The sequence below is a fragment of the Shewanella metallivivens genome (assembly GCF_028750675.1).
Taxonomy (GTDB): Bacteria; Pseudomonadota; Gammaproteobacteria; order Enterobacterales; family Shewanellaceae; genus Shewanella; species Shewanella metallivivens.
The window spans coordinates 225,887-248,377 of sequence record NZ_JAQQPZ010000001.1 but is presented as its reverse complement, the minus strand read 5'-3'; the positions used below and the strand labels follow the sequence as shown (position 1 = coordinate 248,377).

Sequence of the window (22,491 nt, the reverse complement as noted above, 5' to 3'; positions counted from 1 at the left end):
TTAACAGCATGAGTCACAAAATAGGCGTGTTAGATGATAAATAACTCTCAAAGCATTAAGAAGAGCGGCGTTAATTATTTTATTCAAGGCTTTCAATTGATTAAACAGCCGGGTTTACGCTCGTTTGTTTTTATCCCTTTAATGATCAATCTCATCCTTTTTGCTGGAGCGATGTACCTTGCTGTGGGCCAACTAACGGTTCTTTTTGATTGGATGAACGGCCAACTACCTGATTATCTTACATGGTTACAATTTTTGTTGTGGCCATTAGCTGTGCTAACGATGTTAGTGGTCATGTCGTTTATATTCAGCTCAGTAATGAACTGGTTAGCCGCCCCTTTTAACGGCTTACTTGCCGAAAAAGTAGAACAACACCTCACAGGTAAAAGCTTAAATACCGGCACATCAATGGATATGGTCAAAGATCTGCCACGGGTCTTGGGCCGTGAATGGACCAAACTAAAATATTACTTACCCAGAGCACTGCTGTTTTTAGTATTATTTTGGGTGCCTGTCATTGGCCAAACTGCCGCGCCAATTTTATGGTTTTTATTTACCGCGTGGATGATGGCAATTCAATATTGTGATTATCCGTTTGATAACCACAAAGTCACGTTTAATGACATGAAATTTGCACTAAAGAACACCAAAGGCTCCAGTTTCAGCTTTGGCGCTGCTGTGACATTATTCTCAATGATCCCTGTCGTTAATTTTATTGTGATGCCTGTAGCCATTTGTGGTGCAACATCAATGTGGGTAGATAAATATCGCGAAGCCTATAAGCACCCAGTAATTGCCCCTGAGTAATCGACAAGTAATCATCACTGGCCTGCTCAATTGAGCGGGCTTTTTTATCGCAAAAACTCATCAGCAACAACACAACCCGTAACAATTCATTGATACTTTATTTACAAGTCAGACCTGCCATATGCACTATTTTTTGCGACAATACACAAAATAACAATAACGAGAAACCATAATTGTGATTAACTCTTTTCGTGCGCTATTTGCTATAAGCCTTTTAACTTACCTATTGTCTCCATACGTTCATGCTGGTTCAAGTCAACAATTTCATCTAGACATTCCTACCGTTAATGAAGAGATTGACGTTGATGGCGACATTAATGAGGCCGCCTGGCAACAGGCTGCGCAAGTGATGCTGCAATATGAAACCTCGCCCGCAGAAAATACCGCTGCCCCTGTTAATACGTATGCCAAAGTGTTTGCCTCGAACACCAGCTTGTATTTTGCCTTTATTGCCCATGACCCTACACCAGACAACATCCGCGCCAACCTAAGAGATCGAGATAATGCATGGGGCGACGATATGGTGGGCATTAAGCTCGATACCTTTAACAATGCCCGTTTGGCTTATCAGTTTTTTATCAATGCCTACGGGGTACAGAGCGATTCGATTGAAAATGAACTCACAGGCCAAGAAAGTGATGCCTGGGATGGTATTTGGTATAGCAAGGGTAAAATAACCGAGCAGGGCTATCAAGTTGAAATACAGTTGCCCCTGCGTTTATTTAACTTTGATGATCGTCACCCTGTACAAACATGGGGAATCGAGCTAGTGCGTTTTTATCCAAGAAACGAAACACATCGCTTGTCGACTCATCAAATTGATCGCAATGTGTCATGCCAGCTTTGCCAGCTCGGCACTGCCTCAGGCCTTGCTGGCGCTACTCAAGGTAAAGACTTGCAACTGACCCCCTCACTGGTTGCCAACCAAAATAGTCAACGTGATGTTTCGCCTACAGGGCCATGGACAGATGATACCAACGTAGAAGCTGGTTTAGATTTACGTTGGGGGATAACACCAACCACCTTATTAAATGCCACCATTAACCCAGATTTCTCTCAGGTCGAAGCCGATGCTGGCCAATTAGATGTTAACAATACCTTTGCCCTCTTTTTTCCTGAAAAACGCGCCTTCTTTTTAGACAACAAAGACTATTTTGATACCCAATTAGATTTACTCCATACCCGTAATATTGGCTCGCCCGATTATGGCATAAAGCTCACCAGTAAAACCGATGACCATACCTTTGCAGTGTTAGCCGCCAATGATATTCAAAGTCAATTTTTGGTACCAGGCAATTTAAGTTCAGACATTGCGGTGATAGATGATCCAAGTCATAACGTGGCAAGTCGGTACCGCTTTGACCCCAGTAAGCAATTTTCTGTTGGCGGTTTGTTAACCTTAAAGCAAGCCGATGATTATCATAACTACCTCGTCAGCGGCGACATTAAATATCAGCCGACCAAACAAGATACCTTTACAGCGCAATACGCTCATTCTGTCACCCAGTATCCTGATGAGTTTTTTAATCAATTTTGTGGCCGCGATGATTGCGCTCAAATTATCGGTGATTGTGATATTAGCGAATGCGCGATTAATGAACGGGTTTTGCGCACCCATAAAGACGGTGAGTTTAATGACGGTATGTACAATATCGCTTATGAACATCAACGCCGAAATTGGTATGTGTCGAGCAAATATGAATCGATTGGCCGCGATTTTAGAGCCGATTTAGGTTTTATTGATAAAGTGGATTTAGCCAAATTTGTGGTTGGCGGTGGTTATAACTGGTATCCCGATAACCATTTCTTTAACCGAATAGAATTAGGCGGAGATTGGGATATTACCCATAGTCAAAATCATGAACGTCTAGAACAAGAAACAGAAATGTTCATTGAGTTTGAAGGCGGTTTGCAAAGTTACATTGCTGCAGGGATTATAGCGCGCGAGAGAGTTGGCAGACGCCATGATCCAAGCAATATTGCCATTAACGATAACACCACCATGTTTGAAGAAACCTTAGGCTGGTTTTACACTCATTTTACGCCAATAGGTTCACTCAAGTTAGAACTGGACTCCTACTTTGGCGATGACATTGATTATGCCAATAACCGACCAGCTTCGGTCAATATGTTTAACCCTGGTGTTGAGTGGAAAATTACAGAATCGTTAGTGCTTGATATCTCACACCGTTATCAAACATTAGATGTAGACGATGGCCGCTTACTTACGGCAAACCTCAGTGATTTAAGATTAAATTGGCAACTGACACTTAATAGTTTTATTCGGTTAAGCAGCGTCTACACTCGCATTAAACGTGACCCTAGCCTGTATTTATACCAAAGCCCAAACCACCTCTATGAAGACTTAGGTAATGAGTTGCTTTATGGTTATAAATTAAACCCGCAAAGTGTATTTTACCTTGGTTACTCAGATGCTTTTATTGCAAATGATGACGTAGATTCGCTGACTCAAAATGACAAAACCTTTTTTATGAAAATGAGTTACGCGTGGTTGTTATAAATCAAGCAATAAAAATGCCGTTGATGGTTACATTCAACGGCATGATATTGTCATAGCGCCAGCTTTATTGGCTCATCACCTGATTACGTCCCGCCCCTTTAGCCTGATAGAGTAATTCGTCTGCACGGTGTAATGTGTGATCTAACGACTCATTATGTCTGGTCGCAACGCCACAACTAAACGACACCGATAAATCACCTGCGGTGGTACTAATAGGGTTAGCTTCACATTGGTCCCGAAATTTGTTCATTAAGGTACTGGTTTTAGTGCTGTCTAATCCCTTAAACGCCACGACAAACTCTTCGCCGCCAAAGCGGGCAACGGTAAAATTAGCGCCAAACGCTTTTTCGAGTCGCTGGGCAAACTCAATTAACACTTGGTCGCCCACATCATGGCCATGGGTATCATTAATTTTTTTGAAAAAATCTAAATCAATTAATGCCACAGACAAGGTCCCTAACTCCCCCTCTTTAGCATTGTGCTCAGTGAAGAAGTAACGCCGTGTATAGGCTTTGGTTAAATAGTCTCGGTTAGCTTTAGCCCACAAGTTACGCATCATGTCGAGCGAGTCTAATGTGTTAAGCACCCGACAATGAAACTCCTCATGCACAAACGGTTTTTGCAAGAAATCATCGGCACCGTTTTTAATAAATTTTGCAGACAAACTCTCGTCATTATCATTAGATAAACCAATAATGGCGATGTCTTCACGATTATAGCTTTCGCGTATTCGCAAGATTAACTCAACGCCATCGATGTTTGGCATATTGTAATCGGTGATCAGCAGCTGAATATCTGGCTCGCGTGCTAATATCGCGAGTGCTTCTTCGCCATCATGGGCTTCAATGACTTGGAATAAATGATGCTCAAGTAGCATACGCACAAACTTACGGCTCACCACAGAATCATCGGCCACTAACACTTTAACGTACTGATTACGATACAATCTATCGATTAGCTTAACGACATACTGATAGCTGTATCGGTTATCTTTCGGGATATAATCAACAATACCGAGCTTAAGAATTTCGCGGCGCTGGTTAGCGTCTAAATTACTGGTCAGTACAATACACGGTGTCTTGTATGACGATAACACCAGACGCACTATGTCACCATTTGAAGCATCGGGTAAGTTTAAGTCTGCAACCACAACAAAATATTGGTGTTGCTCCAACAAAGCCAAAGCACTGGACATATCTGGAGCAACATCGACCTGGTAGCCAAGTTCTTGCATAATCAAATGTTTTAAGATTTTAGATACGGTTGTACTGTCTTCAACAATCAATATACGCAACATATTCACCTTAATTACGGTGGCCTAACGCGGCCACTTAACACTTCTCTAAAACGATACTACCTATCGAATATCCTGCCCCAAATGAACACAGTAAACCTAAGTCACCGGTTTTGAAGTCTTGGTTGTATTTATGGAATGCAATCACGGATCCTGCAGATGCTGTATTCGCATACTCATCAAGAACGATAGGAGCTTGTGAGGGTTCAACATTATCACCAAGAAGCTTCTTCACTACAAACAAATTCATGTTTATATTGGCTTGGTGCAACCATAAACGCTTAAATTCATCAGGTTTTATCTGCTCATCAGTAAATTGAGCATCTAAATGTTGGTAAATCATTGGCAGTAACTCTTTAAACACTTTACGGCCTTGTTGATGAAACAATTTATCGGCACTGTTTGCTTGCGCGGGATCACAACGATTAACAAAACCAAAGTTGCTGCGGATATTGCTTGAGTAGTCAGTGACACAACGTGTCGACAACACGCTAAACGCGTGTTCTGAGGTTGAAAGCTCTGCACGCTCAACCACAACGGCAGTAGCCACATCACCAAAAATAAAGTGGCTATCGCGATCGCGGAAATTAATTTGTGGTGAAGTTAATTCTGGGTTAATCACTAATACACGATTGGCGGTTCCACCTCGGATAGCATTAACGGCGTTGACAATCGCAAAAGTGGCAGACGAACAAGCCACTAACATGTCGTAAGCAAAACCTTTGGTCCCCATGGCTTGTTGAATTTCAATCGCAATGGCTGGGTAAGCTCTTTGGGTATAAGCACACGCTACAATGACTAAATCAATATCTTCAGCGGCAAGGTTAGCTTGCGCTAACGCTTGTGTTGCCGCGGCAATACCCATTTCGGCTTGCATTGATAACGCTTCAGACGGCTTATCGGCAATTAATGGCATCATCACGTCGGTGTCTAAAATACCCTCTTTAACCATGACATAGCGACTTTTAATGCCCGAAGCCTTTTCAATAAACTCACTTGATGAGTAGGCTAAAGCAGCAGTATTACCCGCTTCAATATCGGCGGCATGCTGTTGGTTAAATTGATCTACGTAACTGTTATAACAGGTCACTAATTCATCGTTAGACACACTATAAGGTGGGGTATATAAACCGCTACCTGAAATCACAACTTTATTCATTTTGCTCTACCATTATTAGTAAGTGAGTGAGTTAATGCTCATCAACGAAAAGACGTTCCCATGACCTGAGTTAAACATGATGACCTTCATTACACTCATCACCCTCAAAATCAGTCTTATCGCATCTCAGTTGAGCGAATTAACTTATTGCAGCTATTCTAGTATTTTATATTTTGTTTTCGTCATACTAAATTAAATTTGCATAATGGTCAGACCATCAACAGGCGTTTATTTACCCTAAACGTCGATTTTGCCCCCTAAAACCGTCATTTTAGTATAACAGCATTATCGCTAATAACTAAAAGGAATAAAGAAGAACAAACTTTCACTTCTAAATATTGTGCAGCCGATTATGATTAGACAATGCAACCATAGGAGCAAATAATCCATGAGCAAAATTTTCGAAGATAATTCATACACTTTAGGTAATACCCCACTCGTTCGTTTAAACCGTGTTAGTAACGGTAATGTGTTAGCAAAAGTTGAAGCTCGTAACCCCAGTTTCAGTGTTAAGTGTCGTATTGGCGCTAACATGATTTGGGATGCCGAAAAGAAAGGTTTGTTAACTAAAGATATCGAACTGATTGAACCAACATCAGGTAACACTGGTATTGCGCTTGCTTATGTTGCTGCAGCTCGTGGTTACAAGCTAACCCTAACGATGCCAAACACCATGAGTTTAGAGCGTCGTAAACTGCTTAAAGCATTAGGTGCTAACTTAGTACTGACTGAAGGCGCTAAAGGCATGAAAGGTGCAATTGATAAAGCAGAAGAAATTCGCCAGTCAGCACCAGAAAAGTATTTAGTACTAGGCCAATTCAGTAACCCTGCTAACCCAGAAATACACGAAAAAACTACCGGTCCAGAAATTTGGAACGATACCGACGGTGAAGTTGATGTATTTGTTGCTGGTGTAGGTACTGGTGGTACATTGACAGGTGTGAGCCGTTACTTAAAAGCACAAGGTAAAACCATTACCTCTGTCGCCGTTGAGCCTGTAGATTCACCGGTTATTGCCCAAGCGTTAGCTGGACAGCCTATTCAGCCCGGTCCACATAAAATCCAAGGTATTGGTGCAGGCTTTATTCCTGGTAACTTAGATTTGTCAATTATCGACCGTGTTGAAGCTGTGAGTAACGAAGAGTCAATTGAAATGGCACGTCGTTTAATGAAAGAAGAAGGTATCTTAGTGGGTATTTCTTCTGGTGCAGCTGTTGTCGCGGCTAATCGTATCGCTGCATTACCTGAGTTTGCTGACAAAACCATCGTTGTTGTATTGCCATCTGCTGCAGAACGTTATTTATCTTCTGCGTTGTTTGCGGGTGAATTCGGTGACAGTGAAAACGTACAATAAGTAATACCGACCTGATGTAAATCTATATTGGGTCAACAATCAAATGCCAGCAATGTTGCTGGCATTTTTTATCCAAGGCGTTTCCCCACCCTATCATGCCCATTCCACTCATTATCTGGTCATTCAGCGGGAGTTCTGTGTCTTCTAGGCAAGTAATAGTATTGTAGGCATAGTTGCTCTACCTCCAGCATCCGTGACACAGCTGATTAAAACCACCACCAAACCGGGTTAGGCATGCAACTAAATAATCATTTTTAATAAATAAAAATTCAAAACAACATGACTACAAATATACTTTTTGTCCATTATTTTAATTTACTTATAAATAATGGTTTTCATTTAAATAAATAACAAATGGTGATTTATATCAAATTAAATCACATCTTTAATATTTTTCATCATAAGAAAACCAATATAAAAAACACAATAAAATAACATTGTATATTTAATACAATGCCAGTAAACACCTTAACTTGCTCCATTATAAACACATAATTAACAAATTCAGCTTTTGTAAATCGTAGCGCTGAAAAATTTGCATTAAAGCTGTACAGTTGTTCTTTATTTGTGAACATAAATAATAACTTGCGTTAATACTGAATTGGTTGTAAATCAAAAATCCCCCTGTTGTTTTTTATGCACTTTATGGTTATACACATGCTCGTGTAATGTTACGTCAATACAGCACGCTAAATATTGACGACATGTAGACCATAATAAAAAACATTTCTGGGAGTGATAAAATGCAAGTTAATTCAAAATTAGCCAATGCGGTGCGCGTTGCGTTAATAAGTGGTGTCGCCTTATCGGCCACCACATCAATCAACACTTTTGCTGAAGAAGCAGTTGAATCAAATGTTGAACGTATTTCAGTAACGGGTTCACGTATTATTCGTGAAGGAGCCATTGCGCCAACACCTGTGACCGTGATTAGTGGTGACGAATTATTATCTACAGGTGTGACTAACATTGGTGAAGCGCTAAACCAATTACCCGCCTTAGGCAGCACCTTCTCACTGGCTAACTCAGGTAATTCAATCGGTACTTCTGGTCTTAACTTACTTGATTTAAGAAGTATGGGTACAGCCAGAACCTTAGTATTAGTTAACGGTAAACGCCATGTATCAAGCTCTGCGGGTACATCGTCTGTTGACGTTAATACAATCCCAAGTGTATGGATTGACAAAGTTGAAGTGATTACCGGTGGTGCATCTGCTATTTATGGTGCGGATGCGGTAACCGGTGTGGTTAACTTTATCTTAAAGAAAAATGTTACTGGTTTAGATGTTTCTGCGACCAAAGGCTGGGCTGACGATAGTAATTTTAACAAAGATCGATTCTCTATTTCTTATGGTAAAGATTTTGCTCAAGGTGACGGTAACGTTGCTTTTGCCGTTGAATACAGCTCACAAGAGCAGCTTAATGCATTTGATAGAGACCAAACATCAACCTCTTTTGCAAGCCTAACTAACACAGACCGTACTGTTGATAATAACGATCCTGCAGATCCAGATAAAATCTTAACCCCTAATGCAGGCCATTACAGTATTAGCAACGCGGGTACATTTTATTTAGACGGTTGGAAAACCTTTAATGCCGACGGCTCAATGAAAGATGTGTATTTAGGCGAGAACGTTGATGGCATTCGCTGTTCTGATTGTGATTTCACTAACTTAAACCAGTTTGTGATTTTACAGCCAGAATTTGAACGTTATAACGTTAACTTCAAAACAAACTACCAACTAAACGATGACCATAACGTGTATTTTGAAGCTAAATACGCTAATAGTCAGTCTAAAGACGAAGGTCAACCAGCATTTTTCTTTGCTGATCCAACCAATGATGTCAGCATCGATAACGCATTTATCAGCTCTGAGCTTGTGTCACTCATGGAAGCCAATGACGTTGATAGTATTAATATACGCCGCTTTATGACAGACCTAGGAGTGCGTGTTGAAGATGATACTCGCGAAACACAACGTTATGTCTTGGGTTTTGAAGGTGTTGTTTTTGAAGATTGGGATTACGACGTGTATGCCGTTTACGGTCAAACCGACCTAGAACGTATTAACAGTAACAACCTTGTTTTCAGTAACTATGAAAATGCACTAGATTCAATTTTAGTTGATGGTGAAGCAGTTTGTCGTGACGAAGCCGCAAGAGCTGAAGGCTGTGTCGCGGTTGATATTTTTGGTTACGGCGCACCAAGCCAAGAAGCCATTGATTATATCAATACTACGTCGACGGGTACCTCTGTTATTAAACAAACAGTACTAGGTGGCACCATGACAAACTCAGGTTTGTTTGAGCTTCCAGCGGGTTATGTTGGTTTTTCAACGGGTGTTGAGTACCGTAAAGAAGAAAGTGAAATTTTTGAACCAGACAATGCAGAAGGAACTTTCTTTAACGTATTAGGTGAAGACAAAGGTGAATTTGACGTTAGCGAAATTTTTGCTGAAATCACTCTACCGTTACTTGCCGATTTACCCATGGTTCGCCAGTTAGACCTTGACTTAGCAGTTCGTTTTGCAGACTACAGCACCATTGGTAATGCAACAACTTGGAAAGCCGGTTTAAGCTGGGAAGTCGATGATGAAATTCGTGTTCGTACCACGTATGCTGAAGCTATCCGAGCCCCTAACATCAGTGAACTTTATGGCGCAGCAAGTCAAACGTTCTTCAGTGTTGACGACCCATGCCGTACGTCTAACTTAAGCGATTTAAGTGACTCATCAATTCGCGAAGCTAACTGTTCGGCGCTAGGTGTTTCAAGCAGCTTTGACTCAGATTACGACGACAAAACCCTTGAAGGGTTAAGCGGCGGTAATGAAGAATTAGAAGAGGAAGAATCAAAAAGTTACACAATCGGTGTGGTCTATCAGCCAAGCTTTATTGATGGTTTATCAATTACAACTGACTACTGGAACATTGAAATCGAGAATGCCATTAGCGCTGTAGGAGCTCAAGACATTCTTGACCGCTGTGTTGATTCAACAAATGGCGTAAATAACCAGTACTGCAGTTTAATTACTCGTGATTCAACCACAGGTGAAGTCACTCAAATTAGACAGTTTGCCTTAAACATCGCTGCACTTGAAGCCGCGGGTATCGACTTTGATATCAGCTACACCTTCGAAGCATTTGAGGGCGATGTTCGCACCAACTTAATTGCCACACACTTGCTAAAACGTGATGACTACTCTTTCCAAGATGAGCCAGACACATATGAGGAGTTAGCTGGCACTGCAGGCTATGCTGAGTGGCAAGCCAATTGGAGTATCACCTTTGCACTTGATAACTGGGATTACTCTTGGAGAACACGTTATATTCAAGCCGTAGATTTATACACTAACTACACGTTAGACAATAACGCAAACCCAAGCAGCGCAATGGCATACGGTGATTACTATATTAGTGATGCATCTGTAGCCTACACCTTCGACTCAGGCGTTACGCTGAAATTTGGTATCGACAACATATTTAACCGGGATTTACCTTACGGTACTACAGGTACTGAAGCTGCAAGTTCAGCTTATGACAACGTAGGTCGTTACTTCCACACTACAGCAACTTATCAATTTTAATCGTGAGTTGTTTTAATTAATAGTAAGCAAACGGCATCTTCGGATGCCGTTTTTTATTTATCAGGCCATTAAAACGTGTCCATATCTTGAGTTGAGGTAAATTACTGCTAACTGCGCCACAAAACCAGTAATCGCGACTATACCTTGTCATAAAAATAGTCGAACATAACCACTTAAAAACTGATTTATCAATAGGTAACTTATGCACTATACACTTAAACAAATTGCAGTTTTCGATGCTGTAGCCAGCTTAGAAAGTGTCAGTGCGGCTGCAAAAAAGTTATCCATGAGCCAATCTGCGGTCAGCATGTCATTAAGCCAGCTAGAACATTTACTCGGGCGACCATTGTTCATTCGTCAAGGTAACCGACTTATTGTCAGTCACTGGGGCCAATGGCTACGGCCTAAAGCACAAAAATTACTTCAAGATGCACAACAAATTGCATTAGGACTTCATCAACAACATATTATCAGTGGCACCGTAAAATTATGTTCAAGCCAAACGGCAGCTGAACACTTATTACCCAGTCTTATCAGCAAAATCGATAATGACTTCCCTGAGCTTAGGATAGAAATTGCCGTTGAAAATAGTGATCATGTTGCAAAAGAAGTGCTCGATTATCAATTTGATATTGGGGTCATTGAAGGACGAATTGATGATAGCCGCTTGCACCAAGAACCCTGGGTTGATGACCGCCTTGTGGTGATAGCGTCACCTCACCACCCTTTTGCGTTAAGTAAACAAACCAGCATATCCCAGTTAGAACAAGCTAAATGGGTGCTACGAGAACCGGGCGCAGGTACCAGACGTATTTTTGATGCCGCTATTCATGGTTTGATGGGCAAACTCAACGTGTGGAAAGAATATGAACAAGTGGGATTATTAAAAGCCTTAGTGAAAAATGGTGTCTATTTAAGTTGTCTGCCCTATTTTGATGTCGAAAAAGACATCGCGAGCGGTGAGCTAGTCATGTTAAGCACACCAGAACTGAACTTAAATCGAAACTTATCGTTTATTTGGCGTCACGACACTGGTGAAAACCCGCTAAGAGACTGCTTAATATCTGAAGCAAAACGAGTCGCTCGTAACATTTTATAATCTTTTCTTTCCTCTATGGGCTCCGATAAGAGCCCATAGATAAGTCCGTCAATGCGTAACAGATAGCTCATCGACAAAAGCTATCTTATTAATAATCATCTCGATAATCATTATCTCGCACGCTCTTTCTACTGTTAAACCTCAATGAGTCCACCCCGTACACCGCTACAGTCTCCGCCCTTTAAAGACACGCCACAAAGGCATACCCTAGCCGCTTTTGCTCTGCGTTAGCGCTATTTGAAAGGGGACGACCATGACGGTATAGCCATGCCTTAATCAAACGCCGTTGAACACATTCTGCCTGGTCACTTATTAATGCGGATTGTTATTACCATCAATCACGAGCGTTATGGTGTCATGTTGAGTGTTTCAGTTGTGCAATACCGAAATTTGCAAAAACGATTATTTGCTAAAAACAATGATTACCAAGATCGTTATCTTAAAAAATAGCCAACACACCCACCCAAATATCAATCGTTGCATATACTCTTTATTACTATGGACTATCAAAAAAATTGATACTCTCTATTTTAGTACCCCAATTTGATGAATTTAAGGTGTTTTGACATCGTATTCTTGATCGTATTTTGCTGCCAACTTGTTAACCAGCTCGCAGTTCGAGCAATCAAAGCATCAACTTTATCGATACCAAGTGATGACACGCATCCCCTATGCTAAAATTCGCTAGGTAAATTGGTCTTACCAAGAAGAGTAAGCCGATAAATGGACATCTTTGCGGTAAATTTGAACAAAATATCACCGTGAATAGATATAGTGACCCGAGCTCATAGGGCTCATTGGCTAGCTGACCTAATGGGCACCGCCATCACTCAATGGAACACACTCAACTTCATCAATTGATGAAATAACCTGTTCTTTTCGGAGAATGAGAAATATGTCAGAAACAGTCAGCAATTCAGAAACACCTAAAAAAGAAGCAAGCTATAGCGAACTTCACCGCCCTGCGAGTGAATTTGAAACCCGCGATGCCTACCTTGAAAACGAACTCAAAATCATGAAGCCAAGACGCTGGGGTCTTAACCTTCCTGGACGAGATTTTCGTTTTGAGTGGGAAGACTTAGTCCCCGCCATTGCTGGTACCATCGGTATTACAGTGATGTACTCGGCGGTGATGGCTGCATGGGCTGCAGGTCTCAGTGAAAAATGGGAGCATGTAAATCTAGGCGCTGAGTTTGCGATTCAAATTGTTCGTGTTGAAATGCTTATCCCCGCATTACTATTTTGTATTATCAGTTCAGGCTTAATTAACCCTAGGGCGAACTTGGGTGGCAACCATGGCCCAATGATCCCGTTAATTGGTACCATTGCGCTTGCCGGTGCTCACCCATTAGCGCTTGCAATCTTAATTGGTATATTTGGTTTACTGTTAAGTTACTTTAAAGGTGGCTCAAAACTGGTCAACCTAACCAGTAGCGGAGTTGCAGGTGGCTTATTAGTGTTCCTGGGATTTATGGGCGCAAAAAGCCAAATTGGCTCATTATTTGATTGGGCTGGCGGACTGCAAGCTAAGCATGCCTTAGATTACTCTTTGGGCTATGTTGCCTTTATTATTTTAGTGATTAACGTGGTGATTTACGCTGCATTAGCTAAATTTGGTAAACGCTGGTTAGCGATTCCGTTATGTTCAATTGCCGCAATTGCACTGTCTTTCGGTTTAGGCGCAGGGCTTGACCTGCAGTTCACTACAGCCCCTGGCATTCCTAACTTAAACCCAGTTTATTGGTGGGGCTCAACTGAGCAAGGTTGGCAATTAGGCTTACCAGATATGGCACATTTTATTGCTTCATTACCGTTTGCCATTTTAGCTGTAGCAATGTGGTCACCGGACTTTTTAGGTCATCGTATTTTCCAAGAGTTGAACTACCCTAAAGGCGCAGAAAAAGTCTTAATGGATGTGGATGACACCATGACCACATGTTCAATCAGACAGATGGTCGGCACTGCCGTGGGTGGTGGTAACATCACTTCATCTTGGGGAACATACATGATCCCTGCGGCCATCGCTAAGCGCCCTATTCCAGCCGGAGCCATTTTACTGGGTAGTTTATGTATTATTGTTGCGATTGTGGGATATCCAATGGATATCACGGTATGGCGTCCGGTCATGTCTATCGCATTGCTTGTAGGGGTATTTTTACCTTTACTTGAAGCAGGCTTACAAATGGTAAAAGACACCACAAGCTCACAAGCTGCTGGCATCTGTATTTTTGCGGCATTTGTTGCAAACCCTGTACTGGCGTGGGCTTTAACCATGCTACTTGATAATAATGGTTTGATTGGTGATAAAGAGCGTCCTAAGACATTATCATTTGCTGATCGTATTGTTATTCCGGGTCTTGCCTTTGTGATTTGTTTAGCGGCTATGCTCGCCGTTGGGATGATTGAAGGCATTCCAGCGCTGCTATAACGGGCCAATGTTATAAAATCGTAAAAAAAGCGAAACTCACCGGTTTCGCTTTTTTTTGATATTGACTTACACCTAAGAACAAAAAGATATGCTATGCAGTTAACACTTTTGCCAATCGATTAACGAATTGTGCCGAAAATACCAAAGTCTTGTGCTATTATTAATATATGGATAAATGGTCTTACCAATTTAAACCATTAGCCGGTTACTACATCTGAAGCGTCATTAAGTGAGTTAGGTACACAAGTTGCCAAGAATGTCGCAGAAGCGGTAAACGACTCAGTCTAGCGAATGTCCCTAGACAAGAATGCAAACACTCAACGGATAGGCAAGCAATTTTACTCGCATCCTAGCCGTAGTTAATCAACCAGAGGGTTAAGTAAATGACAGATAAAACCGAACTATTTGCCAACGCGTGGGAAGGTTTCGTAGCAGGCGATTGGAAAACAGAAGTAAACGTGCGTGACTTTATCCAAAAGAACTACACGCCTTATGAGGGTGACGAATCATTTTTAGCAGGTGCTACCGTTGCCACTTTATCTTTATGGGATAAAGTGATGGAAGGTATCAAGTTAGAAAACCAAACTCACGCTCCTGTCGATTTTGACACAGACTTAGTGTCAACCATTACTTCTCACGATGCGGGTTACATCAACAAAGATCTTGAAACAATCGTTGGTTTACAAACTGACGCACCATTAAAGCGTGCAATGTTACCTAACGGTGGTATTCGCATGGTTGAAGGTTCTTGCCAAGCTTATGGGCGTGAACTTGATAAAGACATTCAATACACCTATTCAGAATTACGCAAAACTCATAACCAGGGCGTATTTGATGTTTACACTCCAGAAATTATGGCTTGTCGTAAATCAGGTGTATTAACTGGTTTACCTGATGCTTACGGTCGTGGCCGTATTATTGGTGACTATCGTCGTATCGCGTTATACGGTATCGACTACCTAATGAAAGATAAGTTTAACCAATTCTCTTCGCTTCAAGCACAAATGGAAGCAGGTGATGACTTATCAAGCGTCATCCAATTACGTGAAGAAATTGCTGAACAACATCGCGCATTAGCACAAATGAAAACCATGGCAGCTAAATATGGTTGCGATATTTCTGTACCGGCTAAAACCGCTAAAGAAGCTATCCAATGGACTTACTTTGGCTACCTAGCTGCAGTGAAAAGTCAAAACGGCGCGGCAATGTCTTTAGGCCGTACTTCAACGTTCATCGATATCTTCATCGAACGTGATCTTAAAAATGGTTTAATCACTGAAGAACAAGCACAAGAAATGGTTGACCATTTCGTCATGAAACTTCGTATGGTTCGTTTCTTACGTACCCCTGAATACGATGAGTTATTCTCTGGCGACCCAATCTGGGCAACAGAATCAATGGCCGGTATGGGTATTGATGGTCGTACATTGGTGACTAAATCAAGCTTCCGTTACTTACATACGTTATACAACATGGGTGCAAGCCCAGAGCCAAACATCACAGTATTATGGTCAACTCAGTTACCACAAGCGTTTAAAAACTACTGTGCAAAAGTATCAATTGATACCAGCTCTATTCAGTATGAAAACGACGACCTAATGCGTAATGACTTTGAGTCTGACGATTATGCTATCGCCTGTTGTGTAAGCCCTATGGTTGTGGGCAAACACATGCAGTTCTTCGGTGCTCGTGCCAACTTAGCCAAAACCATGCTTTATGCTATCAATGGCGGTGTTGACGAAAAACTGAAAACACAAATCGCACCAAAAGCAGACGCAATTACCGCTGACGTACTTGAGTTTGATGACGTAATGTCCCGTTTAGACGGCTTAATGGATTGGTTAGCAACTCAATATGTCACAGCACTTAATGCAATCCACTTTATGCATGACAAGTATTCTTACGAATCAGCACTAATGGCACTGCATGACCGTGACGTTCGCCGTACTATGGCTTGTGGTATTGCTGGCTTATCAATTGCTGCGGATTCATTATCTGCTATTAAATTTGCTAAAGTGAAGCCTGTCCGTGATGAAGACGGCATTGCAGTTGATTTTGACATTGAAGGCGATTATCCAAAATTTGGTAATAACGACCCACGTGTTGATGACATTGCTTGCGACTTAGTTGAACGCTTTATGGCAAAAATTCGCGATAAGAAAATGTATCGCAACGCCGTACCGACTCAGTCAATCTTAACCATTACCTCTAACGTGGTTTATGGTAAGAAAACAGGTAATACACCAGACGGTCGTCGTTCAGGCGCGCCATTTGCTCCAGGTGCAAACCCAATGCATGGTCGTGATGAAAACGGTGCAATCGCATCACTCACTTCAGTAGCTAAACTGCCATTTGCTCACGCACAAGACGGTATTTCTTATACCTTCTCAATTGTGCCAAATGCACTAGGTAAAGATGACACAGGTCGTCGTGCTAACTTAGCGTCACTCATGGACGGTTACTTCCTAAGTAAACCAAACCGTGAAGGTGGCCAGCACTTAAACGTGAACGTGATGAACCGTGAAATGCTAGAAGATGCAATTGTGAATCCAGACAAATATCCACAATTAACCATCCGTGTATCAGGTTACGCAGTACGCTTTAATGCACTGACACCTGAGCAACAGCAAGACGTTATCACACGTACTTTCACTAAAGGTCTGTAGTCTCTGCTAAAATTGGCTGTATCTAAGAATAACCATTCTTGATACAGCCTTTTTTTTATTAACATAGTAAGGAACTTCAATGACGCTAGGTCGTATTCATTCAGTGGAATCATTTGGCACAGTCGATGGGCCAGGCATCCGCTATATCGCGTTTATGCAAGGGTGCTTAATGCGCTGTCAATATTGCCATAACCGTGATACATGGGATCTAGATGGCGGCAAATTAATGTCTGTTGACGACATTATGAGCCAAGTGAGTTCTTACCAACCTTTTCTGGAAGCCAGTGGCGGCGGTATTACAGCCAGCGGTGGTGAAGCCATACTGCAAGCACAATTTGTCAGTGAACTGTTCAAAGCGTGTAAAAGCCAAGGTATCCACACTTGCTTAGACACCAATGGCTTTGTACGTAAATACGAACCTGTTATTGATGAACTACTCGACAATACCGATCTTGTGTTACTTGATATCAAGCAAATGGATGATGCAAAACACATCGACTTAACTAAAGTCAGTAATCAGCGCACCCTGCAATTTGCTCAATACCTCGCTAAAAAAGGAGTACGCACTTGGATCCGTTATGTTGTTGTGGCGGGCTATACCGAAGATGTTGAGTCAGCAATTGCATTAGCAGACTTTATAAAACCGATGCAAAATGTCGAAAAAGTTGAATTACTGCCCTATCACGCCCTTGGTGAACACAAGTGGCAAGCCTTTGGTGAAGACTACGCATTGGCGAACGTTCAAGCACCAAGTTCAGAAACCATGCAGCAACTGCAACAAGTGTTTTTAGAACGGGGCATAAAAGCAACATACTAAACCTGATCACGGCCTTTAACGCTAAATTAGCGACCGTTTAAGTACAAGATGAATTATAATTCATCCCAGTAACTTCGGTCTAAACGTTCAAAGGCCAATTTTAAAATGGCGGCCATGTCTAAATAACAAGCTCTGGCGCCTAGAGGTTGGCAAGCAATACCCATTTCAGTCAAAGTCGAACTGAGTTGGTTGCCCCAATCGAATAATGACAATGGCAAAGGGTGGCGAGCTCGCCAACCAAGCCACAGCAAACCTTGAATGGGTAAGCTGATAAAAAATAACAACACAGTGATAGCTTGCGGTAAATAGTCCCAGCCCAATACATAAAGCTGACTTGCTGCGGCAACCAAACCCAAAATGGGCATCACAATAATGGCTAATTGCGTGGCTTTGACAACACGGTATTCAGGGAAATATAACCCCAGTTGTCGCACCATTGGCCAGGTCTTCATATAACGACGACCATCAGCAAATAAAGTAAGCAAATTCATGTTCAATATGGGTACCTAAACGACCTAGTACATGGGTTTAACAATAACATAATACAGTGTATCGACCAAAATACACTGCTGAATTAACCGCTATATACAGCGTTTCATTTATAGCGGTTCAGTTCAACCGGTTTAACCAAGTGTAATGTTTATGAGTGAATATAAACCTTAACCGAAATGGACTTTTTACAATTTAATTTAGTTTCATTGACTTAGAAGGCGTTAACATGTCAGACAAATTAGTACTCGTACTCAACTGCGGTAGTTCATCATTAAAATTTGCCATCATTGATGCTCAAACAGGCGATGAACAAATTTCAGGTCTTGCGGAATGTTTTGGTTTAGAAGATTCTCGCATTAAATGGAAATTCAATGGCGGCAAAAATGAAGCCAAACTTGGCGCATTTACCGCGCACCGTGAAGCAGTCGAGTTTATTGTAAATAACATCTTAGGTGCTCAACCACAGCTAGCGGCTCAAATTAAAGCCATTGGCCACCGTATCGTACATGGCGGCGAAAAGTTCACTCGCTCTGTGATCATTACACCTGAAGTCATTCAAGGCATTGAAGATTGTGCTTCATTAGCACCTTTGCATAACCCAGCTCATTTAATTGGTATTCGCGCTGCGATTGCATCATTCCCAACATTACCGCAAGTTGCTGTGTTTGATACTGCTTTCCATCAGTCTATGCCAGAAAAAGCCTACGTTTATGCCCTACCTTACAAATTATATCGTGAGCATGGTATTCGTCGTTATGGCATGCACGGTACTAGCCATTTATTTGTAAGCCGTGAAGCAGCCAAAGTATTAGGCAAAGAATTAGCCGACACTAACGTCATTTGTGCTCACCTTGGTAACGGTGCATCTGTTACGGCTATTAAAGGTGGCAAAAGCGTTGATACTTCAATGGGCTTAACCCCGTTAGAAGGCTTAGTCATGGGTACACGTTGTGGTGATTTAGATCCATCAATCATTTTCCATTTAGTGAAGCAACTTGGTTACACCCTTGATGAAGTGAATAACCTGCTAAACAAACAAAGTGGTTTATTGGGTATTTCTGAATTAACTAATGACTGTCGCGGCATTGAAGAAGGCTATCAAGATGGTCATAAAGGCGCCACATTAGCATTAGACATTTTCTGCTACAGACTGGCTAAATATATCGCCTCTTACACTGTACCATTAGGACGTTTAGACGCTGTAATCTTTACTGGCGGTATTGGTGAAAACTCAGATCTTATTCGTGAAAAAGTTCTTAATCTTCTTGAGATCTTTAACTTTGAAGTTGATAACACCTTAAACAAAGCCGCACGTTTTGGCCAAGAAGGCGTGATCACAAAACCTGGTAGTACTGTCGCAATGGTTATCCCAACCAATGAAGAATGGGTTATTGCAGAAGACGCAATGAAATTAGTGGCAGCAAAGTAAGACACTTACTTTTTGATTAATTCACATGATTAACACAAATTTAAGAGGTCATCATGTCTCGTAATATTATGCTTATTCCCATTGGTATTGGAGTGGGATTAACATCGTTAAGTTTAGGTATGGTTCGTGCACTCGAACGCAAAGGCGTTAAAGTGCAATTTTTTAAACCTATCGCCCAAATTCGTCCTGGCGATAATGGTCCTGAGCGCTCAACCACTATTTTAAGTACATCGCCAACGGTAAACCCATTGGAGCCGTTTAGCATGGCTCACGCTGAAGCATTAATTCGTTCAGAGCAATTAGATGTATTAATGGAGCAAATTATTGCTCGTGCAGCTGAATGTGCCAGCAACACAGAAACCTTAGTGGTTGAAGGTTTAGTGCCAACGCGCAGCCACCCGTTTGCCGACGACATTAACTATGAAATAGCTAAAGCACTTGATGCTGACGTTATCTTTATAGCTACACCGGGTAACGATACCCCAAATGCCTTAATGAACCGTCTAGAGATTGCGTACAATTCATGGGGTGGTCAAAAGAACAAACGTCTTATTGGTGCCATCATCAATAAAATTGGTGCACCTGTGGATGATGAAGGTCGTACGCGTCCAGATTTATCTGAAGTGTTTGACGATCAACAAACCCAAGCCGTTGACAGTTCTGGCATGTTCCAGTTACCGGGAAAAAGCCCACTGCGTATTTTAGGTAGCGTGCCTTACAATTTAGAGCTCATTTCACCAAGAGCATCTGATTTAGCTAAGCATTTAAATGCCAAAATCATCAACGCAGGTGAAATGCACACCCGTCGTATGCGCCGAGTGACATTCTGTGCTCGCAGCATTCCAAACATGCTAATGCACTTTAAAGCCAATTCGTTACTGGTCACCTCTGGCGATCGCTCAGATGTCATCGTATCAGCATGCCTTGCCGCAATGAATGGCGTCAAAATAGGTGCACTTCTCCTTACTGGAGGGTATCAGCCAGAACCAGAAGTCATGAGATTATGTGAACAGGCCTTTGAAACAGGCTTGCCAGTGTTTTTAATTGACTCTAACACTTGGCAAACATCGCTGAATATTCAACGTTTTGATCATGAAGTGCCTGTTGATGATGCTGTGCGTATTGAACGTGTACAAGAATATGTTGCCAGCCACATTGATCAAACATGGATTGAGAGTGTGACTCAAGATTCGCCTCGTGAACACCGCTTGTCACCACCAGCATTCCGTTATAAGTTGACTGAACTTGCCCGAGCTGCTCGTAAAACCATCGTACTGCCTGAAGGTGAAGAACCAAGAACAGTTAAAGCGGCGGCCATTTGTGCTGAGCGCGGTATTGCTCGTTGTGTGCTTCTCGGTAACCGCGAAGAAATCTTGCGTGTTGCTTCACAACAAGATGTTGTGCTTGGTGATGGCATTGAGATTATTGAACCAGAATCGGTACGCGAAAAATACGTCGAACCTATGCTTGAGCTTCGTCGCAGTAAAGGCTTAACTGAAGTCGTAGCGCGTGAACAACTTGAAGACAACATGGTATTAGGTACCATGATGTTGTCAGAAAATGAAGTTGACGGCATTGTGTCTGGTGCGGTCAACACGACAGCCCATACAATTCGTCCACCATTGCAGTTAATTAAAACGGCACCGGGTTCGAGCCTAGTATCGTCAATCTTCTTTATGTTAATGCCTGATCAAGTATTAGTTTACGGTGACTGTGCCATTAACCCTGATCCTAACGCTGAACAACTTGCCGATATTGCTATTCAGTCTGCAGAATCAGCAAAGGCCTTTGGTATTGAGCCACGCGTAGCAATGATCAGTTACTCAACGGGTAATTCAGGTACGGGATCTGACGTGGACAAAGTCCGTGAAGCGACACGTATTGCTAAAGAAAAACGCCCAGATTTAGTTATCGATGGCCCATTACAATACGACGCAGCTGTCATGCCAAACGTTGCTCAGTCTAAGGCGCCTAATAGCCCAGTAGCAGGTAAAGCAACAGTATTTGTATTCCCAGACTTAAACACGGGTAACACCACATACAAAGCGGTACAACGTAGTGCTGATTTAATCAGTATTGGCCCAATGCTTCAAGGTATGCGTAAGCCAGTTAATGACTTGTCTCGTGGCGCATTGGTTGATGATATTGTTTATACCATAGCGTTAACGGCTATTCAGGCATCGCAAAACAGCAACAAGTAACGATTCATTCCCTAGGGGTAAATCGCACCAACAAAAAAGCACTGATTCAATATCAGTGCTTTTTTCTATCAGTGACAATTTAGAACGTATTGCGGATTTTACGGGGTTAGTGAAGAAAATGACGGAGAACTACAGAAGAGGCACTTTTTAACCGCAAAAAAAACAAAAACGTTTACAGTGAGTTACGCAAACAACTCACAGTCATCAACAAACTTGTCCACAGTTTCTGTGGATAACATTAACTTTTATGACGCCTATATTCGTTATAAAACTACAACGATAAGCATCCACAATAATTGTTAATTTTAGTGCATCAACACTGCGATCAAATATGATCTAATTAACTAATATAGTTATGTATGACATGCGTTGTTTGAATCGTCAAGTAAATCAGCCTGTAACCCTTTAAAATAGTGATTAACTGCGCAAAATATAACTAAGCTGTGTTTTAATTACACAAATACGACAGTGATTTGTATGTTGTTAGTATTAAAGATGGTTAACTTAGCCTCACGCCAATGATGTACAGTCAACGATGACTAAGTTTTATTCATTCAAGAGAATAAAACGATTACCGACCTTGTCAGAGCCATGATAAATAGCAATACTAGGTTAAAATACAAAAGTTAAAATACTGAGT

At 41.7% G+C, this 22,491-nt stretch carries 13 protein-coding genes; 10 read left to right on the top strand and 3 right to left on the bottom strand.

The genetic code is table 11. The features are described from left to right. Positions 1–33 precede the first annotated feature (33 nt). The gene (cysZ, locus tag PQR79_RS00990; protein WP_238105472.1) at positions 34–807 is read left to right on the top strand and encodes a sulfate transporter CysZ; all 774 of its coding nucleotides are present in this window, start codon (positions 34–36) and stop codon (positions 805–807) included. 175 nt (positions 808–982) lie between these two features. Further along, on the top strand, positions 983–3,328 hold the full coding sequence (locus tag PQR79_RS00985; RefSeq protein ID WP_238105474.1) for a carbohydrate binding family 9 domain-containing protein: 2,346 nt from the start codon (positions 983–985) through the stop codon (positions 3,326–3,328). A gap of 64 nt (positions 3,329–3,392) precedes the next feature. Here the strand turns inward: PQR79_RS00985 and PQR79_RS00980 are convergent, their stop codons facing one another. Both PQR79_RS00980 and PQR79_RS00975 read right to left on the bottom strand, forming a co-directional pair. Beyond that, entirely contained in the window at positions 3,393–4,622 is a 1,230-nt protein-coding gene (locus PQR79_RS00980) for a response regulator (RefSeq protein WP_238106157.1), read from the bottom strand. 37 nt (positions 4,623–4,659) lie between these two features. Further along, entirely contained in the window at positions 4,660–5,781 is a 1,122-nt protein-coding gene (locus PQR79_RS00975; protein WP_238105483.1) for a beta-ketoacyl-ACP synthase III, read from the bottom strand. A 388-nt stretch (positions 5,782–6,169) separates the two neighbouring features. Between PQR79_RS00975 and cysK the strand changes: the two genes are divergently transcribed. From cysK to pflA, 6 genes are all read left to right on the top strand, one after another. Next, positions 6,170–7,135 carry a cysteine synthase A gene (gene cysK, locus PQR79_RS00970; RefSeq protein WP_238105504.1) on the top strand — a complete coding sequence of 322 codons (966 nt, stop codon included), beginning with the start codon at positions 6,170–6,172 and terminating at the stop codon, positions 7,133–7,135. A 743-nt stretch (positions 7,136–7,878) separates the two neighbouring features. Next, on the top strand, positions 7,879–10,719 hold the full coding sequence (locus PQR79_RS00965) for a TonB-dependent receptor domain-containing protein (RefSeq protein ID WP_238105512.1): 2,841 nt from the start codon (positions 7,879–7,881) through the stop codon (positions 10,717–10,719). 202 nt (positions 10,720–10,921) lie between these two features. Next, positions 10,922–11,818 (top strand): LysR substrate-binding domain-containing protein, encoded by an 897-nt coding sequence (locus PQR79_RS00960; protein WP_238105528.1) that lies wholly within the window; start codon positions 10,922–10,924, stop codon positions 11,816–11,818. An 895-nt stretch (positions 11,819–12,713) separates the two neighbouring features. Beyond that, entirely contained in the window at positions 12,714–14,246 is a 1,533-nt protein-coding gene (locus tag PQR79_RS00955; RefSeq protein WP_238105530.1) for a DUF3360 family protein, read from the top strand. Positions 14,247–14,629: 383 nt separating this feature from the next. Then, positions 14,630–16,912: a formate C-acetyltransferase gene (gene pflB / locus PQR79_RS00950; RefSeq protein ID WP_238105538.1), complete on the top strand. Its 2,283-nt coding sequence runs from the start codon at positions 14,630–14,632 to the stop codon at positions 16,910–16,912. A gap of 79 nt (positions 16,913–16,991) precedes the next feature. Then, positions 16,992–17,729 (top strand): pyruvate formate lyase 1-activating protein, encoded by a 738-nt coding sequence (pflA, locus tag PQR79_RS00945; protein WP_238105540.1) that lies wholly within the window; start codon positions 16,992–16,994, stop codon positions 17,727–17,729. A 53-nt stretch (positions 17,730–17,782) separates the two neighbouring features. Here pflA and yfbV read toward each other — a convergent pair whose 3' ends face one another. Further along, positions 17,783–18,220: a terminus macrodomain insulation protein YfbV gene (yfbV, locus tag PQR79_RS00940; protein ID WP_372940608.1), complete on the bottom strand. Its 438-nt coding sequence runs from the start codon at positions 18,218–18,220 to the stop codon at positions 17,783–17,785. Positions 18,221–18,447: 227 nt separating this feature from the next. Between yfbV and ackA the strand changes: the two genes are divergently transcribed. Both ackA and pta read left to right on the top strand, forming a co-directional pair. Next, positions 18,448–19,650: an acetate kinase gene (ackA, locus tag PQR79_RS00935; RefSeq protein ID WP_238105552.1), complete on the top strand. Its 1,203-nt coding sequence runs from the start codon at positions 18,448–18,450 to the stop codon at positions 19,648–19,650. Positions 19,651–19,703: 53 nt separating this feature from the next. Continuing rightward, entirely contained in the window at positions 19,704–21,851 is a 2,148-nt protein-coding gene (gene pta, locus PQR79_RS00930; protein WP_238105561.1) for a phosphate acetyltransferase, read from the top strand. Positions 21,852–22,491 lie beyond the last annotated feature (640 nt).